This window comes from Knoellia locipacati (assembly GCF_007992835.1).
GTDB lineage: Bacteria > Actinomycetota > Actinomycetes > Actinomycetales > Dermatophilaceae > Knoellia > Knoellia locipacati.
In genome coordinates this window covers 391,521-411,041 of sequence record NZ_BKBA01000009.1, presented here as the reverse complement: position 1 = coordinate 411,041, position 19,521 = coordinate 391,521, and the positions used below count along the sequence as shown (strand labels likewise).

Sequence of the window (19,521 nt, the reverse complement as noted above, 5' to 3'; positions counted from 1 at the left end):
GTGGCCCACAGGGCACTAGGTCCCGCGCAGGCGCGGCCAGTCGCGGCGCGCGAGCCAACCGAGCAGCACGTTGGCGGGGACGGCATACAGCCAGAAGCCCCAACCGAAGAGGAGCAGCAGTGCGTGGAAGACGAGCACGCCGACCCAACCCAGGCGCGCGACGCGACCACCGCTGAGCAGGAGTGCGCCGAGGGTGGCCTCACCCGCCGCGAGGGCGTAGATCCACGAGCGCGGCGAGGCCATGACGACGTCGGTCCACCCCGAACGGACGAACGCGAACAGCCCTCTCTCGGCGAAGGATCGGTAGACCGTGGGGTCCGCGCTCACCAGTCCCACGTGGCTGCCCGCGGCGACGAGGTAGAGCGCGCCGACCACGGTGGTGGCGCGGGGCGGGCGACGGTCCTCCCACTCACCCACGGTCGACAACCTTCTTCCCTGAGGTCTCGCGGCGCCGGGACGAGCCCGCACCGGCGCGGGCCGTCGACCCGAAGGCGATCGACACCCCGACCATGAAGCCGAAGTCGTACCAGGCACCCGAGTTGCGCACCTCGTAGATCCCGACGTCGTCGCGGAACAGCGAGACGAGGAAGGTGATCGGGCTGATCAGCCCGTGCCACAGCCCCGGCCAGAAGTTCGGCTGCCCGGCCGCGGTCCCTGCGCTCTCGTTGCCCGACGCCGCACAGGCGCCGAGGAGCAGCAGCACGACGGCTCCGACACACACGGCTCGCCATCTCGCACTCATGTCATCGACCTCCACGACCAGTGGACCGCGAGGCCGTGCCTCGACGACAGGGCGAAGGTCCCGGGCACGCGAAAGGCCCCGGCGCGCGGGGTGCGCGCCAGGGGCCGCTCGCGGTGGTGGACCTGTCGGTGTCAGCCGGCCGCGCCGGGGGCCAGACCGCCGGCCTCACCGGCGAACGTGCCCTCCGGACCGGCGGGCACGGGCAGCGTGAACGCCGGTCCCGGCACCTTCTGGCCGCGCACGCCGTTCACGGACTCCGTCGAGTACGCGAAGGTGAGCATGGCGAAGGCGATGAGGTCGCTGTTGACCTCGAGTGCGTGCAGGTCCACGTTGGCGTACGTGTCGCAGGCCGCGTGGTAGCACGGGTCGAACGCCTCGCCGGCCGTGCCGCCCCAGATCGCCTGTTGCGCAGGCGACTTGATCTCCTCGGCGCCGGTGAAGAGGCCACTCGACGGGATCCCTGCGTTGATGAAGGCCTCGTAGTCGCTGCGACCCGAGAACTCGGTGTCGTCGTAGGGCACACCCAGCTTCGTGTAGAAGGACTCGTAGACGTCCTCGATGGCCGCCGAGCCTGCCGGCACCGGCACGGGTGCCTCGAACGTCGACTCGTCGGCGTCGTAGACCATGAAGATGGAGTTGGGCGACCCGACCATGTCGTAGTTCATGTACATGGCGATCCGGCCGCGTTCCTTGGCGGAGAGCCCGGTGACGTAGTCGGCCGAACCGACGAGTCCCTGCTCCTCGGCCGCCCACCAGCCGAACCGCACCGTGTTCTCGGGCTTGAGCTTGGCCATCTTCAGTGCGGTCTCGAGCAGCGCGGCGGACCCGGAGCCGTTGTCGTTGATGCCGGGCCCCTCGATCACGCTGTCGAGGTGGGCACCCGCCATGACGACGTTGTCCGTGTTCCTGCCCGGCAGCTCCGCGATGACGTTGACGTCGCTGCGCGTCTCCGCCGGCAGGACCTGCACGTATGCCGTCGAGCCGGGTCGCGCGAGCAGCTCACCGTCGGCGAAGCTCGCCCCGACGACGGGGATGCCGTGCGTCACCGGTCCGGGGGCGCCGGGGATGGGGTCGTCCACGCTCGTGGCGTCGGCCACGATGAGTCCTGAGCGGTCCGGGGTGTTGCCCTGGTTCATGATGACGACGGCCTCGGCGCCGGCCTGCTCGGCGTAGTAGGCCTTCGTCCCGAAGAAGCAGGTCCCGCGCTGGACGAGGGCGATGTCCCGGGGGCCGCTGAAGTCGAGCCCCACGAAGTCGGCGGCCTCGCAGCCACTGGTCGAGGCCCGTGGCGGGGTGAGGTGGACGTCGACGGGGATGACGGTGCCCTGCACCTCACCCGAGCCGCTGCCCGTGAAGACGCCGGTCTCGTAGTCGGCCGCCGGCGCCGGGGTCAGCTGACGCAGCTTGGCTGGGAAGTTGAAGGTGATGTCGACCGGGTCCAGCGTCACCTGGTAGCCGGCCCCGCGAAGGAGACCGGCGACGTAGTCGACGCTGCGGTCGTAGCCGACCGTCCCCGCGGCGCGCGTCCCCGGGTAGACGGGGTCGTCGCTGTTGTCGGCGATCTTCTGCAGTGCGGCCTGGTGCGCACGAACGCCGTCGAGGGTGACGCACTCGAGGAGCTTCTCGTAGGTGTTGTTGTTGCGGTTCGCGCACGACTCCGACGGCTTCGCCGACGCGGTCTGCGCCGACAGTGCCGTGGTGAGTGCGGCGACGGCCACCAGGGCCGCCAGGCGGATCGTGCGGGTCCGGGCTCGACGCGGTTCGCTCATGATCATCCACTCCGTTGTGGGGGCGGACACGGGGCCCGACCCTGATCTCCTTCACGCTAGGACACGCGGTCAGGGTGCGGCCATAGCCCGACGGGCCCTTTGTCCCGTGACGTGGGGCGTCGCGAGGAGGACCGTGGTGCCATGACCAGTGCCGCCCCACCCTCGGACCTCGCCATCGCCCGGGCCGCCCACCTCGAGCCGATCGACGCGGTCGCCCGCGTGGCCGGCATACCCCTCGAGAGGCTGGAGCCCTACGGACGGCACGTCGCCAAAATCCAGCTGGCGGCCGAGCAGGACCTGGCCGACCGTCCGCGGGCGCGCTACGTCGTCATCACGGCCATCACCCCGACGCCACTCGGGGAGGGCAAGACGACGACGGCGGTCGGGCTGGCACAGGGGCTCGCCCAGCTCGGGCACCGCGCGACCCTCGCCCTGCGGCAGCCGTCGATGGGGCCGACCTTCGGGATCAAGGGTGGCGCCGCGGGTGCCGGGTTCAGCCAGGTCCTGCCGATGGAGTCGCTCAACCTGCACCTCACCGGGGACTTCCACGCCGTGACGGCCGCTCACAACCTGCTTGCCGCCATGCTCGACAACTCCCTGCACCACGGCAACGAGCTCGACATCGACCCCCGCAACATCTCGTGGCGCCGGGTGCTCGACGTCAACGACCGCGCGCTTCGCAGCGTCGTCGAGGGGCTCGGCGCCCGGATCGACGGCGTGCCGCGGCAGTCCGGGTTCGACATCACGGCCGCGAGCGAGGTCATGGTGGTGCTGTCGCTCGCGTCGTCGCTGGCCGACCTGCGGGAGCGGCTCGGCCGCATCGTCGTCGGCTTCACCTTCGGCGGCCGACCCGTCACGGCCGAGGACCTCCACGCCGCCGGCGCGATGGCGGTCATCCTCAAGGACGCGCTCATGCCGAACCTCCTGCAGACCACCGAGAACACCCCGGTCCTCGTCCACACCGGACCGTTCGGCAACATCGCCACGGGCAACTCGTCGGTCGTCGCCGACCGCATCGGGATCCACACAGGCGACTACCTGCTCACCGAGGCGGGCTTCGGCTCGGACATGGGCGCCGAGAGGTTCGTCAACCTCAAGTGCCGGGTCTCGGGCCTGGCGCCCGACGCCGCCGTTCTCGTCGCGACCGTGCGCTCGCTCAAGGCGCACTCCGGCCGCTTCACCGTCGTGGCCGGTCGCCCACTGCCACCGGAGATGGTGCTCGAGGACCCCGACGCGGTGCGTGCCGGCACGGCCAACCTGCGCCGGCACATCGAGATCGTCCGGTCCTTCGGCATCCCTCCCGTCGTCGCCGTCAACGCCTTCCCGACCGACCACGACTCCGAGCTCGCCGTCGTCGCCGAGATCGCGCAGGAGATGGGGGCCCGGGTCGCCGTCTCCACCCACGTCCTCGACGGGGGCAAGGGCGCCACCGACCTCGCCGCCGTCGTCGCCGAGGCCTGCGAGGACCCGCACGAGCTCCGCCACACCTACGAGCTCGACGCGCCGCTGCGCGACAAGATCGAGGCCGTCGCGACCCGGGTCTACGGCGCGGACGGCGTGGACTTCTCCGACGTCGCCGCCAAGGACCTCGCGCGGTTCGAGGTGCTCGGCTACGGCGCCTTCCCGGTCGTCATCGCCAAGACGCACCTGTCGATCTCGTCGGACCCGACACTGCGCGGGGATCCGCGCGGCTGGCGCATGCCGGTGCGCGAGGTCCGGGTCGCGGCCGGAGCCGGCTACGTCTATGCGATCAGCGGTGAGATGCGCACCATGCCCGGGCTGCCGAAGCACCCCGCTGCGGCCTCCATCGACCTCGACGCCGACGGCAACGTCGTCGGGCTCTTCTGACGCGTCGTGCGCACGACCCTGAGCAGCTACGACCGGTCGTGGCTCAGAGGTGACGTCGTCGCGGGAGTGACGGTCGCGGCATACCTCGTCCCCCAGGTCATGGCGTATGCCGGCGTCGCCGGTCTGCCTGCCGTCGCGGGGCTGTGGGCGGCCGGGACCGCGATCGTCGTCTATGCGCTCGTGGGCTCCTCGCGGCTGCTCTCGGTCGGACCCGAGTCGACGACGGCGCTCATGACCGCCGTGGCGCTCGGTGGACTCGCCCGGGGTGAGCCGGCCAGGTACGCCGCCCTCGCCGCGGGTCTCGCCATGCTCGTCGGCGGGATCTGTCTGCTGTCGTGGGCGCTGCGCCTCGGCTTCCTCGCCGAGCTGCTGTCGCGGCCGGTGCTCGTGGGCTACATGGCGGGGGTGGCGGTGCTCATGGTCGTGAGCCAGCTCGGCAAGGTGACCGGGCTCGCCGTGACCGGCGACAGCACGGTGGCCGAGGTGGGGTCGGTGCTCGAGCACCTCGGCGAGGTGCACGCGCCGACGGTGGTGCTGGCTGCCGCGGTGCTGGCGTTCCTCCTCGCCGTGTCGCGGCTCGTGCCGCGGGCGCCGGCCCCGCTGCTCGGGGTGCTCGGTTCCGCGGCGGCCGTCGTCGTCCTGCACCTCGAGGACCGAGGCGTCGCCGTCGTCGGGCCGGTGCCGCGCGCGCTGCCGACGCCGCGGCTGCCCGACCTCGACCTGGTCGACCTGCGCTCGCTGCTGCCCGCGGCCCTGGGCATCGCGGTCGTCGCCTACACCGACAACGTCCTCACCGGGCGGGCGTTCGAGCCGCGGCACGAGGCAGGTCTGGACGCGAAGCAGGAGCTGCTCGCACTCGGCGCCGCCAACCTCGCCGCTGGTGTGGCACAGGGGTTCCCGGTGAGCAGCAGCGGCAGCCGCACGGCGATCGTGTCGGCCAGCGGCGGTCGCAGCCAAGTGAACTCGCTGGCAGCACTCGTGGCCGTCGTCCTCGCGATCCTCGTGGCCAACCCGGTGCTCGCGCACTTCCCGACGGCTGCCCTCGGAGCCATCGTCGTCTATGCCGCGATGCGCCTCGTCGACCTGCCGGAGTTCCGGCGGATCTTCGCCTTCCGCCGCACCGAGGGACTGCTCGCCCTCGGGACGACCACGGCGGTGCTCGTCGTCGGCATCCTGCCCGGGGTGCTCGTCGCGATCGTCCTGTCGCTGCTCGACCTGCTGCACCGCGTCACGCGCCCGCACGACGGGGTCCTCGGCTACGTCCCCGGGGTCGCGGGCATGCACGACGTCGACGACTACCCGACGGCCCGGCCGGTCCCCGGGCTCGTCGTCTACCGCTACGACTCACCGCTGTTCTTCGCCAACGCGCACGACTTCATCACCCGTGCCCTCGCCGCCGTCGACAGGGCACCGACACCCACCCGGTGGCTGCTGCTCAACATGGAGGCCAACGTCACCGTCGACGTCACGGCCGCGGACACCCTCGAGACACTGCGCCTCGAGCTCGAGCGCCGCGGCATCGTCCTCGCGCTCAGCCGCGTCAAGCAGGAGCTGCGTGACGACCTGCGGCGAAGCGGCTTCGTCGACCGGGTGGGGGAGGACCGCATCTTCATGACGCTGCCGTTCGCGGTGCAGGGGTATGCCGCGTGGTCGGCCGAGTGGGAGCAGTCCGGCTGAGCGTCACCACAGGGCCGGGTGGGCAGGTCGTCGACCTGCCCACCCGGCCCCGTCGCGTCGTCGTCACGGCGTGAGGACGACCTTGAGGGCGTGCGTGTCGGCGGCGGCCGAGAACACGTCGTAGGCCTCCATGAAGTCGGCCATGGCGAACCGGTGCGTGACGAACCGCGCGAGGTCGATCTGGTGGCTCGCGACGAGCTTGAGCAGCGTGGGGGTCGAGTACGTGTCCACCAGGCCGGTGGTGATGGTGACGTCCTTGATCCACAGCTCCTCGAGGTGCAGCGTGGCCGGGACTCCGTGGACGCCGGCGTTGGCGACCATGCCGCCCGGCCTCACGAGCGCGGTGCACTGCTCGAACGACTCGGGGACGCCCACCGCCTCGACGGCGACGTCGGCACCCAGACCGTCGGTCATGCCCCGGACGATCTCGACCGCGTCCTCACGCGAAGGGTTGATCGTCACGTCGGCGCCGAACTGCTTGGCGGCCTCGAGCCGTGAGTCGGCGAGGTCCACCGCCACGATCCGCGCCGGGCTGAAGAGCTTGGCGCCCATGATCACCGAGAGCCCGATGGGGCCCGCACCCACGACGACGACGGTGTCACCGGGGGAGATGCGCCCGTTGAGCACGCCCACCTCGTATCCCGTCGGGCCGATGTCGGCCAGCATGAGCACCTCCTCGTCGCTCACTCCCTCGGGGATGGCGAAGGTCGAGGTGTCCGCGAAGGGCACCCGGACGAACTCGGCCTGGGTGCCATCGATGAGGTGGCCGAGGATCCAGCCACCGCCGCCGAGGCACTGGCCGTAGCGGCCCTCCCGGCAGAAGCGGCAGGCACCGCAGGACGTGATGCACGAGACGAGGACGCGGTCGCCGGGCTTGACGTTGCGCACGCTCGAGCCGACCTCGATGACCGTGCCGACCGCCTCGTGGCCGAGGGTCCTCCCGTCGGTGACGGCGGGCACGTCGCCCTTGAGGATGTGCAGGTCGGTGCCGCAGATGGTCACGGCATCGACCCGGACCACCGCGTCGGTGTCATCGACGATCGTGGGGTCGGGGACCTCTTCCCAGGCCTTCTGTCCGGGGCCGTGGTAGACGAGTGCCTTCATGGTCGTTCGCTCCTTCCGGGGCGGCCGAGGTGCCGCCGCACTCCCAGTCCACGCCGGCTCGCGGCCACCGGACAGGGTCGGAGGTCCCGGGCGGGCGAGCCGGAGCGGCGCACGGAGGTGGGCGGACGGCATACGGCGTGGTGTCGGTCGAACCGCGACGCACGCGCGAGGGCACCGCATAGGATCGCGGCGTGACTGGATCCGCGTCGCCCACGGGGGAATCCACGGCTGGCGACGCCTCCGGGACCGCACAGCGGTGGCCGCTCTCCTCCCTCGAGCTCGACGACCTCGTCGAGGAGCTGCGGGCCAGGGCCGACAGCGCCCGCGTGTCCCAGCAGCGTCTCGGCTCGCTGCTCGACGCCGTCATCGCCGTGAGCTCCGACCTCGAGCTGGCCGAGGTGCTCCGTCGGATCGTCGTCGGTGCGTGCACGCTCGTCGACGCGACCTACGGCGCCCTCGGTGTCCTCGGGCCCAGTGGTGAGGAGCTCGTCGAGTTCGTCACGCACGGCGTCAGCGACGAGGAGCGGGCGGCGATCGGCCCGCTCCCGCGGGGGCACGGGCTGCTCGGCATGATCATCACCAGTCCGCGCCCGCAGCGGGTGGGCCACATCGCCGAGCACCCGGACTCGTACGGCTTCCCACCGCACCACCCACCGATGACGAGCTTCCTCGGTGCGCCAGTGCGGATCCGGGACCAGGTGTTCGGCAACCTCTATCTCACCGACAAGCGGTCCGCCCCGGAGTTCAGCGACGAGGACGAGGCGATCCTCATCGCCCTGGCCGCGGCCGCCGGTGTGGCGATCGACAACGCGCGGCTCTACGAGCACGCCCGCACCCAGCAGCTCTGGGGAGAGGTTCTCGGTGACGCCACCCAGGCGCTCCTGGCCGGGACCGCGCAGGACGAGGTCCTCGCCGAGGTCACCGCACACGTCCGGCGACTCGCGAAGGCGGACTCGTGCGCGGTGGCGCTGCGGCGCGGTTCCGACGTCGTGGTGGTGGCCACCTCGGAGTCCGAGGGAGTCGACATGTCGGAGGGGTCCGAGTCCGTGCACCCGGCGTTCGAGAAGGGGGAGGTGGTGCGGGACCCGGCGGTGCTGGCGGCCATGCTCGGTCCCGCTCGGATCGAGCCCACGGGTCCGGACGGGAGCCGCGCCACGGTGCCGGTGGCCCTGGGTGAGACACCGACCGGCGTCCTCGTCGTCGACTGGGCGCACGAGGTGCACTCGGACCTGCTCGTCCACGTCGAGCCCTTCGGGCGCAACCTCGCCGTGTCGCTGGGGGCCGCGAGCGCCCGCAGCGACAGGGCCCGCTCGGAGCTGCTCGAGGACCGTGACCGCATCGCCCGCGACATGCACGACAACGTCATCCAACGGCTGTTCGCGACGGGGATGTCGTTGCAGTCCGCGGCACCGATGAGCCCTCCGGAGGTGCGCGCCAAGCTCGACCGCGCCGTCGACGAGCTGGACGCGGCGATCAGCGACATCCGGCACACGATCTTCGCGCTCCATCGGGTGCCCGGAAGCCGGCCGCTCAGTGCCGAGATCGCCACGCTGTGCGGCGACGCCGCGGTCACCCTGGGCTTCTCACCGGAGCTGCGGATCTCGGGGCCCGTCGCCGACGTCCCCGAGGCCGTGGCCCCCGAGCTGCTCGCCGTGGTGCGCGAGGCCTTGAGCAACGTGGCCCGGCACGCCTCGGCCTCGTCGGTCACGGTGACGGTCGTGGTCGACGACGGCGCAGGCGACGAGGGGGACGAGGGGGACGCCGACGGCGGCGACGTGCGGGTGGTCGTCACCGACGACGGCCGGGGCATCCCCGACGGCGCCGTCCGCTCGGGGCTGGGGAACCTCGCTCGCCGGGCCGAGAGCCGTGGCGGCACCTTCCGGGTCGCTTCCGCAACGGGTTCGGGGGCCACGCTCGAGTGGCGGGTGCCCCTCGTCGAGCCGCGGGGGTGACCGGGACCTAGTTCCCTGTCGCCGGGACCGAGCTCGTCGCAGAGTCGTGCCATGGCTGAGCTGCACCCCACCCCCGTCCTCGCCACCCACGGCCAGGTGCGCAGCGCGCCCGCGGGAACCGTCGTCGTGGGCTACGACGCGACCCCCGAGGCGGCCGCGGCCCTGGTCTGGGCGGCCGACTGGGCCGACCGGCAGGGCTGCCGGCTCATGGTCGCGTGCGCCGTCGACCCGCTGCTGCCCGCCGTTCCCGACCTCCGCCACGGTCCCGACGTCGGCGCCCTGCGGCACGCCGTCGGCCGGGTCGCCGGCCGGGGCGCGGAGCTCGCGCGCCGCGCGCACGAGGACCTCGACGTCCGCAGCGTCGGGGCGGTCGGGCGGCCATCGGCCGAGCTGGTCGCGATGTCGGAGTCGGCGGAGCTGGTCGTCGTCGGCCGCCGGACGAGGCGGGAGCACCCGACGGCCAGCCTGGGGTCGGTCTCGTTCGCCCTGAGCGCCCACGCGCGCTGCCCCGTGGTCGTGGTCCAGGGAGAGCGGCGGCTGGGTCAGGGAGGACCGGTCGTCGTGGGCGTGGACACCTCACGGGCGTCCCTGCGAGCGGTCGAGTTCGCGGCGCGAGCGGCGGAGACGGCCGGCGTCGGGCTCGTCATCGTCTCGGCGTGGTCCGGACACGAGGTCGAGCCGTGGCTCGCCGAGCTCTGGGACGAGTCGACCCCCGGTGCCGACCTGGCCGGGGAGGAGTACGACCGCGCCGCGGCCAGCGTCGCGGCCGCCGAGGACCACGTCGCCCGGAACCACCCGGGGGTGCCGACGTCCGCGCGCACGCCCCAGGGCAGCCCTCCCGACGTCCTGCTGGCCGAGGCGCGCGACGCCGGCCTGCTCGTGGTCGGGGCACGCGGCGGCGGTGGCTTCGTGGGGCTCATGCTCGGCTCGGTGAGCCGCGGCGTCCTCCGCCAGGCCGAGCTGCCGGTCGCCGTGGTGCGAAGCGGTGCGATCTGACCGGTGCCCGGTCCTACGATGAGCCCAACCGCTCAAGGAGGGTGTCGATGATCCGCGTCTACCTGCTGGACGACCACGAGGTGGTCCGTCGAGGGCTGCGCGAGCTGCTCGAGGTCGAGGAGGACATCGAGGTCGTGGGCGAGTCGGCCTCCGCGGCCGAGGCGACCCGACGGATCCCGGCGCTGCGGCCCCACGTCATGGTCCTCGACGCCCGTCTGCCCGACGGATCGGGGATCGACGTGTGCCGTGACGTGCGTTCCGTGGACCCGACCGTCGCCGGCCTGGTGCTCACGTCGTTCGACGACGACGAGGCGCTGCGGGCCGCGGTGATGGCGGGCGCGGCGGGCTACCTGCTCAAGGACATCCGTGGCACCCAGCTCGTGGACTCCATCCGCCGGGTCGCCGCGGGCGAGACGCTGCTCGACGAGGGTGTCGTCGCCCGGCTGCGCAAGCAGTGGGGCCACGACGTCGAGGACCCGCGGCTCTCCGAGCTCTCCCCGCAGGAGCGGCGCATCCTCCAGCACATCGCCGAGGGGCTGACCAACCGCCAGATCGGCGAGACGATGTCGCTGGCGGAGAAGACGGTCAAGAACTACGTGACATCGGTGCTCGCCAAGATGGGCCTGGAGCGTCGCACCCAAGCCGCCGTCTACGTCGCGAAGCACGGGTCGGCCGCGCCGGACGGTCGCTGAGGGCGGGCCCGACGGGGCACCTGCTTCGGGACCTAGGGCCCTGTGGCCGGTGCCGGGGAATGGCGACGCTGGGAACGGAGAACCCGACACCAGCGCAGGAGGAGCCATGAACGCCCAGACCACCCGCCCCGTCGTCGTCGGCTACGACGACTCGCCGGACGGTGAGATCGCCCTCGAGTGGGCCGTGAGGGAGGCGGAGCGGCTCGACCGCCCGCTCAAGGTCGTCGTGGCCCGGGGGATGCTGTGGTCGACGGCCCCCGGCTTCGGGCCGGCTGCCCCGTGGCCGGAGGACCTCGACCGCGAGACCGTGGTGAGGGCGCGGGAGCGAGTCTCCGCCCTCTCGCCGACCGTCGAGATCGTCACGGAGTCCGTGGTCGGCACCCCCGCGGCCGTGCTCGTGACCGCCGCTGACGGCGCGGAGATGGTCGTCGTCGGTCGTCACCACCACTCGGTGCTCGGTGAGCTCGTCGAGGGCTCCACGTCGGCCCAGGTCGCGGCCCACGCCACCTGTCCCGTGGTCGTCGCCGACCGGCCCAGCGGCAGCGACCCGCACGCCCCGATCGTGGTCGCCGTGGACGGCTCGACGCCCAACGACGCCGCGCTCGCCTTCGCCTTCGAGCGCGCCGCCCGACTGGGCACCCCGCTCGTGGCGGTCCACGCGTGGACGCTCGACGTGCCTGACACCTTCGACACCACCTGGCTCAGCCCCGAGCACATCGTCGAGCTCGAGCGACACCACCAGTCGGTGCTGGACGAGGCGGTCGCCCCGTGGGCCGCGAAGTTCCCCGACGTCGAGCTCCGCACGGTGCTGCGGCGCAACCTGCCCGTCGAGGCGGTCCTCGAGCACTGCGAGGGCGCCCAGCTCATCGTCGTCGGCAGCCGTGGTCACGGCGGCTTCGTCGGTCTGCTCATCGGGTCCGTGAGCCAGGGCCTCATCCACCACGACCGCCCGTGCCCGATCGCCGTGATCCACACCGAGCGAGGGGAGGCGTGATGGACGTCGGCGCCGCCACCGACCACAGCGGCCTCCGGGTCATGGGCACCGACGAGTGCCTCGGGCGGCTGGGCTCCTCCGTCATCGGGCGGGTGGCCTTCGTCCACGACGGGGAGGTCGTCCTGCTGCCGGTGCACCACGTCATGCACGGCAGCGACGTGTGCTTCCGCACGAGCGGCAGCAGCAAGATCGAGGCCGCCGCCGACCACGACCCCATGAGCTACGAGGTGGACGAGTACGACGTCGGGACCCGCTCCGGGTGGAGCGTGGCGGTCACCGGGACCGCCTCGCTGCTCGACGACGACGACGTCGTCGCCGAGGTCGAGGCCAGCGACGGGGCGCCGTGGACCATCGGTGACCCCACCATGTCGGTGTGGGTCCGGATCCGCCCGACCACGATCACGGGCCGGGAGCTGCGACCCGCCTGATCGGAGCATTGGCCGGCGGTCAGCCGAGCCGCACGCTCCGCACCCCGGGCACGGTCTGGACGACTGCGACGACCGCGTCGTCCAGGCCGTCGTCGGCCGGCGACACCACGACGTGACCGGACTGCACCGAGATGGCGCGCTCCGGCATACCCGCGGAGGTGAAGGCGCGGGAGACGGCTGAGGCGAGCGAGGAGTTCGAGACCGACATCGCGCGCAGGATGTCGCTGCGGCTCACGACGCCGACGAGCACGTCGTCGTCGACGACCGGCATGCTCTTGAACCCCGACCGCGCGAAGAGGGCGGCGACCTCGGCGCAGTCGTCGGTCGACGCCACGCACGTGGGGTTCACCGTCATGACCTCGTCCAGGGTGCGCGACGGGCCGCCGGATGCCGGTGGCGTCCACATGTGGGCCCGCGGGTCACGCGGGAGCGGCTCGGTGAGCACGTCGGCCTCGGAGACGATCCCGACACACCGACCGGCGTCGTCGACCACCGGCACCGCGCTGATCCCCGAGCCGCCGAGCAGCTCGACGACGTCGTCGAGGGTGGCGGTGCTCGGGAGCGACAGCGCGGGAGAGGTCATGACCTCGGACACCAGCATCGCGGTTCCTTCCTTCGGAGGTGTGCTTCGCGGCGCCTGCTGCGTTGGGCGTGCGCTGCGGGTGTGCCCAGCCTGCTGGTCTCAGGCCTGTGGGGACAAGGCCCTGGCACCGGTGCGTCGGAGCCCGCCGAGGCCGAGCCCGTCGGCCTCCTCCCACAGCTCGTCGCGGATCGACGGGTGCGCGGCCTCGTCGATGAGGTGCTGGGCCTGCGCCTGCGAGTCCCACCCGCAGATCTCGGCGATGCCCTGCTCGGTGACGACGGCGGTGTGCTGGAACGACGTCACCGGCGCCTCGAGCAGCCCGACGATCGAGGACACCGCGGCCCGCGGGTGCCACGAGCGCAGCGCCATGATCGACTGCCCGCCCGGCGAGCTCATCGCGCCGACGACGAAGTCGCACTGGCCTCCGAAGCCCGAGTACAGGCTGGAGCCGATGTGGCTCGCGTTCGCCTGGTCGAAGAGGTCGACCGAGAGCGCCGTGTTGACGCTCGTCATCGCCGGGTTGGCGGCGATCCGCCCGGGGTCGTTGACCGTCTCCGTCCGCAGCATGCGCACCCGCGGGTTCTCGTGCAGCCAGGCCATGAGCCGCGGGCTGCCGGCGGCGAAGGACGTCACGACCTGCCGCTGCGGGTCCAGCGCCCCGGCGTCGTCGAGGTCGAGGATGCCGTCCGAGACCATCTCGCTCCACACACCGAGCCCGTGGAGGTGGGCGAGCCGCGGGACGACGGCGTCGGGGATGGTGCCGATGCCGAGCTGCAGGGTGGCGCCGCAGGAGATCCGCGACGCGACGTGCCCACCGATGAGCTCCACGTCGGGGTCGGGTGGTGCCGCCACGCGCGCCGCGGCCCGTGGTGCGGCGACCGAGACGACGACGTCGAGGTCGGCCAGCGTGGTCTCGGAGTCGCCGAACGTGTAGGGCACGTCCGCTCGCGACTCGGCCACGACGAGACCGCCGGTGGCCCGGCACACGTCGATGGCAGCAGGGAGCAGGTTGACCTCGGCGCCGAGCGAGACCTCACCACCACCGCGCGGCGGCGACACGGTGACGAGAACGACGTCGGGTACGAAGCTCCAGCGGAACAGCGCCGGCACGTGTGAGAGCCGCGCCGGCAGGTAGGAGAGCCCGGGCGCACCGCGCATGCCGGGCCCGACGAAGGGGGTGACGTAGGTGACTCCGGGACGAGCCGGTATGCCGTGCGGCGCGTTGAGCATGAACAGCTCGTACTCGTGCACGGACTCGTCCAGCACCCGCAGCAGCGTCCAGGGCACGGAGGCGTTGCCGCCGGCGACGACGCGCAGAGGACGGTCGAGGCGCCAGGCCGCACGTCGCAGTGCAGCTGACAGGGCGGTCGTCGTCGAGGCGATCACGCGCGGCGCACCCCGCCGACGACGTGGATGCGGCGTCCGGTGACCGTGTCCGGCAGCAGCCGGATGAGGTGCGGCTTCGAGCCCTCGGCCCAGGGGAGCAGGGGCAGGGCCATGACGGCGATCGAGTCGTCGACGTCCTTGACCTCGACGGCGCGGCCGCGTGCAACGACGCTCCACGCCTCGACGTCGTCGAGGTCGTAGCCGTCGACCTCGAACGCCACGAGCTGGTTGCGCGCCGACTCGTACTTCGTGCCACGCGCGGTGCGCAGGACGATCGTGCCGTGGTCGACGACGTAGTTCACCGGGAAGATGTCGGGCGCACCGTCGTGCACCACGGCGAGCCGGCCGATGACCGCCTGGCGCAGCAGGTCCCACGACTCCTCGGTGCTCAGCGCGCGCGTGCCACCGCTGGTCCCCGCTGCTGCACCCTCGATTCCGTCGGTGTCCATGCCCCCATGCTGCTGGTGGCGGCGGACGTCCCACAGGGCCCAAGGTCCCGGTCCGCGCGCCTGCGGAGGTCGTGGGTCGGTCCCGCGGTTCGGGGCTCGGGTCAACCGACGCGGCGCACGAGCATGGCGACGCCCTGGCCGCCGCCGACGGCGATGGCGGCGAGTCCCAGCTCGGGCCCGTCGTGCCGCACCATCTGGCTGAAGAGCCGGACGGCGAGGACCGCACCGGAGGCGCCCCACGGGTGCCCGAGGGCCAGCGCGCCGCCCTCGACGCAGACCCGCTCCTCGTCGAGGGCGAGCTCGTCGCAGCACGCGAGCACCTGTGCCGCGAAGGCCTCGTTCACCTCGATGACGCCGACGTCGTCGAGGGTGATGGCGTTGCGCCGCAGCAGCTTCCGGATCGCCGGGACCGGACCGACCCCGGGCAGGTTGGGGTCGACCCCCATGGTCTCCCAGTCGACACAGGCCAGACCCGGTATGCCGTCCGCCCGCCTGCGTCCCTCGCTCACGACCGCGACCGCTGCGGCGCCGTCGTTGATCCCGCAGGCGTTGCCCGCGGTGACGGTGCCGCCGCTGGTGAAGGCGGCGGGCAGCCGCCCGAGCGTGGTGGCGCTGAGGGTGCTCCGCACGCGCTCGTCACGGTCCAGCCGGGGGAGCGCGACCAGCTCGTCGTCGAACCGGCCGGCTGCGCGAGCCGCGGCGGCACGCGAGTGGGAGCGGACGGCATACGCGTCCTGTCGTTCGCGGGATATGCCCCAGCGCGCGGCGACGGCGTCGGCAGCCGCTCCCATCTCGGGGTCGCCGATGTGGGCCGGGGCGAAGGGGGCACGCGAGTAGCGCTGTGGCGCAGCGCCATCGGCCGGTGGCCACATGCGCCACGGCGCCGTGCTCGCACTCTCGACGCCACCGGCGAGGACGAGGTCCGCCGTGCCCGAGCGGACGAACGCCGCCGCCGTGGTGATGGCGGCGAGGCCGCTGCCGCACTGGAGGTCGACGGTGAGCGCCGGGACGCCGACGTCGAAGCCGGCCGCGAGAGAGGCGACGCGAGCGACGTTGCCACCCGCGCCCACGCAGTTGCCGAGGACGACCTGGTCGGGGGTGTGGTCGTGACCGAGGTCGTCGTGGAGCCTGCCGAGCACCGGGGCGGCGAGCCCGGTCGTGTCGACGTCCTTGAGCGCCAGTCCGGCCGTGCCGATCGGGGTGCGCCTCGCCGCGATGATGACGGGGGTGCTGTCGTTCATGCCGTCTCCTCGGGTCGTCGCGCGGCGAGCCGGGCGCGCACCTCGGCGCGGTCGAGCTTGCCCGCTGCGGTGAGGGGGAGCGCGTCCCACTGGTGCCAGCGTCGGGGCAGGTGGCTGCGCTCGACGAGGGAAGAGGCCCGGTCGTGCATGGCAGGGAGGTCGAGGTCGTCGGTGCCGACCACGACCGCCTCGACCACCTCGCCGAGCGTGGGGTGCGGGGTCCCGACGACGGCCACCGCCCTGACCTCGGGGAGCGAGAGCAGAGCGTTCTCGACGTCGGCGCAGAGCACCGTCACCCCTCCGGTCGTCACGACGTCGTCCCCGCGACCGAGCACGACGAGCCCGAGGTCCGGGTCGTGGGCGCCGCGGTCACCGACGGTCGCGAAGCCGTCGGCGTCCCGCCGCAGGGGACCGGTCTGCCCGGGCGCGTAGCCGTCGGCGAGCCACGGGCTGCGCGCCCAGACGACGCCGTCGCGCAGGTCCAGCTCGACCTCGGGGAACGCCTCGAGCCGCGTCCCGACGCGCATCGCGACGAAGCTCAGCTCGGCGGCGCCGTAGTAGTCGACGACCGTGAGACCCCTGTCACGGGCGAGGTGCCGCACGGACTCGGGCAGCGTGGCGCCGGCGCAGACGACGGTGCGCAGTGCTGCGAGGTCGCGGTCGAGCAGGGCCTCGAGCATGGCCGGGGTGAGGTGCGCGGCGGTGCAGGTCTCGAGGGCCGCGGAGGCCGCGGCGACGCTCCAGCGGGCGAGCGCGACGACCTCGGCGCCGACATGCGCAGCGTGCGCGTGGGCGAACGCGAACATCGACCCGGTCGGCGGTGCGGGCACGAGCACCCGGTCCTCGGCGCCGACCCCGGTCAGCCGGCTCACGTGCTCGAAGCTGTCCTCCCACGACGCGAGCGAGCGGACGACGGTGCGCGGCGACGTGGTAGTGCCGGACGTCGTGAGCTCGAGCCAGGAGCGCCCGTCGCGCTCGTGCAGCACGCCCATCGCTCGCAGGGCCGCCCGGGCCTCCGTCTCACGCACGGCGCCACGGTCTCACACGCGGGGCACCCCCTACGATCGACGCCGTGGCGTGGGCGAGGTTCAGCTCCCTGGACGGGGGCATCATCGAGGCGAGCGGCATCGACGCCGTCACCTCCGACATCGACGACGTCACGTCGGGGTTCTGGGCCGTCGTCATCACCTTCGAGGGCGCCTTCACGGCCGTCCGCATGCCCTCCGTCGCCCGTCACCCGTCGCCCACCCCGGCCGTCGGCTGGACCGGGGTCGAGGGGGAGTGGACCGGGAGCCTGGACGACACGGCATACGTCGAGGGGGTCGAGGAGGTCCGCGAGCGGATCGCGCGCGGCACCGTCTACCAGGTCAACGTCTGCCGCGTCCTCAGCTGCTCCGTCGGTCCGGAGATGAGCATTCGTGCGCTGGGCGGCGTTCTCGCACAGGGGAACCCGGCGCCGTATGCCGCGACGATCGACATCCCGGAGGCTGCGCTCGAGATCGCGTGCGCCTCGCCGGAGGCCTATCTCGAGCGACGTGGTCGCACGGTGCGCTCGAGCCCGATCAAGGGGACCGCGCCGACGGTCGAGGAGATGCTGCCGAAGGACTACGCGGAGAACGTCATGATCGTGGACCTCGTCCGCAACGACCTCCAGCACGTATGCCGTCCCGGCACCGTCCGCGTCGACGACCTGTGCCGCGTCGAGCAGCACCCCGGGCTGGTGCACCTCGTGTCGGACGTCTCGGGGGAGCTGCGCGACGGTGCGTCGTGGCGCGAGCTGCTCGACGCGTCGTTCCCGCCGGGCTCGGTGTCGGGCACGCCCAAGCACACGGCGCTGCAGGCGATCGCGGACCTCGAGCCGGTGCCGCGCGGTCCCTACTGCGGGGCGATCGGCTGGATCGACGCCGACCGCGACGAGGCGCTGCTCGCGGTCGGCATCCGGACGTTCTGGGTCGAGCGAGGGGCGGCGGGTGGTGGCGGCGGCAAGCTCCGGTTCGGGACCGGCGCCGGCATCACGTGGGGCTCGGACGCGATGGGCGAGCTGCACGAGACCGAGCTCAAGGCGAAGCGGCTCATGGCGCTGGCGAGCGGTCGGGTCCGTCCGGCGACTCGCGGCTGACTCGCGCCTCGGTTGCGGCTGACTCGGGTGGGCTCCGGGATGTCCTCATGGGAGGCGCACGCCCCATCTGCAATGCTCGGACCCATGAGCGATATCCGGGTATGGGTGGACGGTCAGGTCGTGGACGCGGACGTCCCGTCGATACGAGCGCTGGACCACGGGGTGACGGTCGGGGACGGGGCCTTCGAGACGTGCAAGATCGTCGATGGCGAGGCGTTCGCGATGACGCGGCACCTGCGTCGGCTGGGGCGCACGTTGTCGGGGCTGGGGCTGCCCCAGGTCGACGACGCGCGGGTGCGTGAGGGTGTCAAGGAGGTGCTGTCGCTGGGTGACCCGATTGCCTTCGGTCGCGTCCGGATCACCGTGACCGGCGGCGCCGGCCCGCTGAGCTCGGACCGGCACGACTCCCCGCCCACCATCGTCATCGCGTCGACGCCGTCGTCGCCGCACGCGCCGTCGGCGGCGGTCGTCACCGTGCCGTGGGTGCGCAACGAGCGCGCCGCGACGGCGGGCCTCAAGACGACGTCGTACGCCGAGAACGTCATCGCCATCACCCACGCCCGCGCCCGCGGTGCCGAGGAGGCGCTGCTCGCCAACACGCGCGGGGAGCTCTGCGAGGGCACCGCGTCCAACGTCTTCGTCGTCACCGACGGTGTCCTGCGCACTCCGCCGCTCGACAGCGGCTGCCTCGCCGGCATCACCCGCGAGCTTGCGATCGAGTGGTGCCGAGAGGCCGGTCTCGAGGTCGTCGAGGAGGTGCTGCCCTTCGACGTGCTGCAGACGGCCGACGAGGTCATCATCAGCAACTCCTCGCGCGACGTGCAGGGCGTCCACCTCGTCGACGACCGCGAGCTCTCACCGGCCCCCGGCCCGGTCACGGCACGCATGGTCGAGATCTGGCGCACCGCCGAGGCCGACCTCGGTATGGACCCGTGAGCGGGTCGCCCCTGCGCGACGAGCTCCCGGATCCCGCCGAGGGCGCTGAGCGGCGCCTTGGAGACCCAGACCATCCGGACCACCCGGATCACCCGGACCACGCAGACCACCACGTCTTCCTCGACGCCGAGGACGACGACTGGGCCTGGCGGCGTCGGATCCGCGCCAACCCCACGTCGGCCAAGGTCTACCGCGTCGGCGTGTTCATCCTCGGGCTCGTCGTCGTGATCCTCGGCATCCTGCTCATCCCGTTCCCCGGCCCCGGCTGGCTCGTCGTCATCGGTGGGCTCGCCATCTGGGCCACCGAATTCGAGCGGGCGCAGCGGGTGCTCGAGTTCGTCAAGCGGCACGTGCGTGCATGGGAGTCGTGGATCAAGCGCCAGAACCCCTTCGTCAAGGCCGTGGTCGGGATCGTCGGCCTCGCCTTCATCGCGACGGTGCTGTGGCTGACGTTCCACTACTCCGGGATCCCGGGGTTCTTCCCCGACGGGCTCGAGCAGTGGATGCGCACCACCGCCCGCGTCTGAGTGCACGACTGATGGCCCGTTGGGGCAATCAGTCGTGACGTGGCGGCCCCGATTTCGTCGAGGGGAGAGGCGCCGGGT

19 protein-coding genes are annotated in these 19,521 nt (G+C 72.6%); 10 read left to right on the top strand and 9 right to left on the bottom strand.

What is annotated here, in order from left to right; genetic code table 11:
* Window positions 1-15: 15 nt before the first annotated feature.
* From KLO01_RS13520 to KLO01_RS13510, 3 genes are all read right to left on the bottom strand, one after another.
* Window positions 16-417 carry a hypothetical protein gene (locus KLO01_RS13520; protein WP_147065958.1) on the bottom strand — a complete coding sequence of 134 codons (402 nt, stop codon included), beginning with the start codon at window positions 415-417 and terminating at the stop codon, window positions 16-18.
* Window positions 410-742 (bottom strand): hypothetical protein, encoded by a 333-nt coding sequence (locus tag KLO01_RS13515; RefSeq protein ID WP_147065957.1) that lies wholly within the window; start codon window positions 740-742, stop codon window positions 410-412. The genes KLO01_RS13520 and KLO01_RS13515 overlap by 8 nt, the downstream gene beginning before the upstream one ends.
* Window positions 743-873: 131 nt before the next feature.
* Window positions 874-2,511, bottom strand: coding sequence for a M28 family metallopeptidase (locus KLO01_RS13510; protein WP_147065955.1), 1,638 nt, complete (start codon window positions 2,509-2,511; stop codon window positions 874-876).
* Between the two features lie 141 nt (window positions 2,512-2,652).
* Between KLO01_RS13510 and KLO01_RS13505 the strand changes: the two genes are divergently transcribed.
* On the top strand, window positions 2,653-4,359 hold the full coding sequence (locus tag KLO01_RS13505) for a formate--tetrahydrofolate ligase (protein WP_147065953.1): 1,707 nt from the start codon (window positions 2,653-2,655) through the stop codon (window positions 4,357-4,359).
* A gap of 6 nt (window positions 4,360-4,365) precedes the next feature.
* Window positions 4,366-6,036 carry a SulP family inorganic anion transporter gene (locus tag KLO01_RS13500; protein ID WP_147065951.1) on the top strand — a complete coding sequence of 557 codons (1,671 nt, stop codon included), beginning with the start codon at window positions 4,366-4,368 and terminating at the stop codon, window positions 6,034-6,036.
* A gap of 63 nt (window positions 6,037-6,099) precedes the next feature.
* Here the strand turns inward: KLO01_RS13500 and KLO01_RS13495 are convergent, their stop codons facing one another.
* Window positions 6,100-7,140, bottom strand: a complete 1,041-nt coding sequence (locus KLO01_RS13495) for a zinc-dependent alcohol dehydrogenase family protein (RefSeq protein ID WP_147065949.1) — start codon at window positions 7,138-7,140, stop codon at window positions 6,100-6,102.
* A gap of 191 nt (window positions 7,141-7,331) precedes the next feature.
* Here KLO01_RS13495 and KLO01_RS13490 point away from each other — a divergent pair, with 191 nt between their 5' ends.
* From KLO01_RS13490 to KLO01_RS13470, 5 genes are all read left to right on the top strand, one after another.
* Entirely contained in the window at window positions 7,332-9,092 is a 1,761-nt protein-coding gene (locus KLO01_RS13490) for a GAF domain-containing sensor histidine kinase (RefSeq protein ID WP_147065947.1), read from the top strand.
* A 51-nt stretch (window positions 9,093-9,143) separates the two neighbouring features.
* Window positions 9,144-10,088, top strand: a complete 945-nt coding sequence (locus KLO01_RS13485) for a universal stress protein (RefSeq protein ID WP_147065945.1) — start codon at window positions 9,144-9,146, stop codon at window positions 10,086-10,088.
* Between the two features lie 47 nt (window positions 10,089-10,135).
* A complete protein-coding gene (locus KLO01_RS13480) occupies window positions 10,136-10,780 on the top strand; it encodes a response regulator (protein WP_147065943.1) in 645 nt (214 codons plus the stop codon).
* Between the two features lie 106 nt (window positions 10,781-10,886).
* Window positions 10,887-11,774: a universal stress protein gene (locus KLO01_RS13475; protein WP_147065941.1), complete on the top strand. Its 888-nt coding sequence runs from the start codon at window positions 10,887-10,889 to the stop codon at window positions 11,772-11,774.
* Window positions 11,774-12,202 carry a pyridoxamine 5'-phosphate oxidase family protein gene (locus KLO01_RS13470; RefSeq protein WP_147065939.1) on the top strand — a complete coding sequence of 143 codons (429 nt, stop codon included), beginning with the start codon at window positions 11,774-11,776 and terminating at the stop codon, window positions 12,200-12,202. The genes KLO01_RS13475 and KLO01_RS13470 overlap by 1 nt, the downstream gene beginning before the upstream one ends.
* Window positions 12,203-12,221: 19 nt before the next feature.
* Here KLO01_RS13470 and KLO01_RS13465 read toward each other — a convergent pair whose 3' ends face one another.
* The 5 genes from KLO01_RS13465 to KLO01_RS13445 all read right to left on the bottom strand — a co-directional run bounded on the left by KLO01_RS13465 (window position 12,222) and on the right by KLO01_RS13445 (window position 16,889).
* A complete protein-coding gene (locus tag KLO01_RS13465) occupies window positions 12,222-12,803 on the bottom strand; it encodes a CBS domain-containing protein (RefSeq protein ID WP_147065937.1) in 582 nt (193 codons plus the stop codon).
* Window positions 12,804-12,884: 81 nt separating this feature from the next.
* On the bottom strand, window positions 12,885-14,171 hold the full coding sequence (locus KLO01_RS13460) for an acetyl-CoA hydrolase/transferase family protein (protein ID WP_147065935.1): 1,287 nt from the start codon (window positions 14,169-14,171) through the stop codon (window positions 12,885-12,887).
* Window positions 14,168-14,620 carry a pyridoxamine 5'-phosphate oxidase family protein gene (locus KLO01_RS13455; RefSeq protein WP_147065933.1) on the bottom strand — a complete coding sequence of 151 codons (453 nt, stop codon included), beginning with the start codon at window positions 14,618-14,620 and terminating at the stop codon, window positions 14,168-14,170. The genes KLO01_RS13460 and KLO01_RS13455 overlap by 4 nt, the downstream gene beginning before the upstream one ends.
* A 101-nt stretch (window positions 14,621-14,721) precedes the next feature.
* A complete protein-coding gene (locus KLO01_RS13450; protein ID WP_147065932.1) occupies window positions 14,722-15,861 on the bottom strand; it encodes a thiolase family protein in 1,140 nt (379 codons plus the stop codon).
* Window positions 15,858-16,889: a class I adenylate-forming enzyme family protein gene (locus KLO01_RS13445; RefSeq protein WP_147065929.1), complete on the bottom strand. Its 1,032-nt coding sequence runs from the start codon at window positions 16,887-16,889 to the stop codon at window positions 15,858-15,860. The genes KLO01_RS13450 and KLO01_RS13445 overlap by 4 nt, the downstream gene beginning before the upstream one ends.
* Before the next feature lie 44 nt (window positions 16,890-16,933).
* Here KLO01_RS13445 and KLO01_RS13440 point away from each other — a divergent pair, with 44 nt between their 5' ends.
* From KLO01_RS13440 to KLO01_RS13430, 3 genes are all read left to right on the top strand, one after another.
* The gene (locus KLO01_RS13440; RefSeq protein ID WP_147065928.1) at window positions 16,934-17,980 is read left to right on the top strand and encodes a chorismate-binding protein; all 1,047 of its coding nucleotides are present in this window, start codon (window positions 16,934-16,936) and stop codon (window positions 17,978-17,980) included.
* A gap of 84 nt (window positions 17,981-18,064) precedes the next feature.
* Complete coding sequence (locus tag KLO01_RS13435) at window positions 18,065-18,916, top strand: aminotransferase class IV (RefSeq protein WP_222611978.1); 852 nt, start codon at window positions 18,065-18,067, stop codon at window positions 18,914-18,916.
* Window positions 18,913-19,443, top strand: coding sequence for a TIGR02611 family protein (locus KLO01_RS13430; RefSeq protein ID WP_246136212.1), 531 nt, complete (start codon window positions 18,913-18,915; stop codon window positions 19,441-19,443). Before KLO01_RS13435 ends, KLO01_RS13430 begins: the two co-directional genes overlap by 4 nt.
* The last annotated feature ends 78 nt before the right edge of the window (window positions 19,444-19,521 follow it).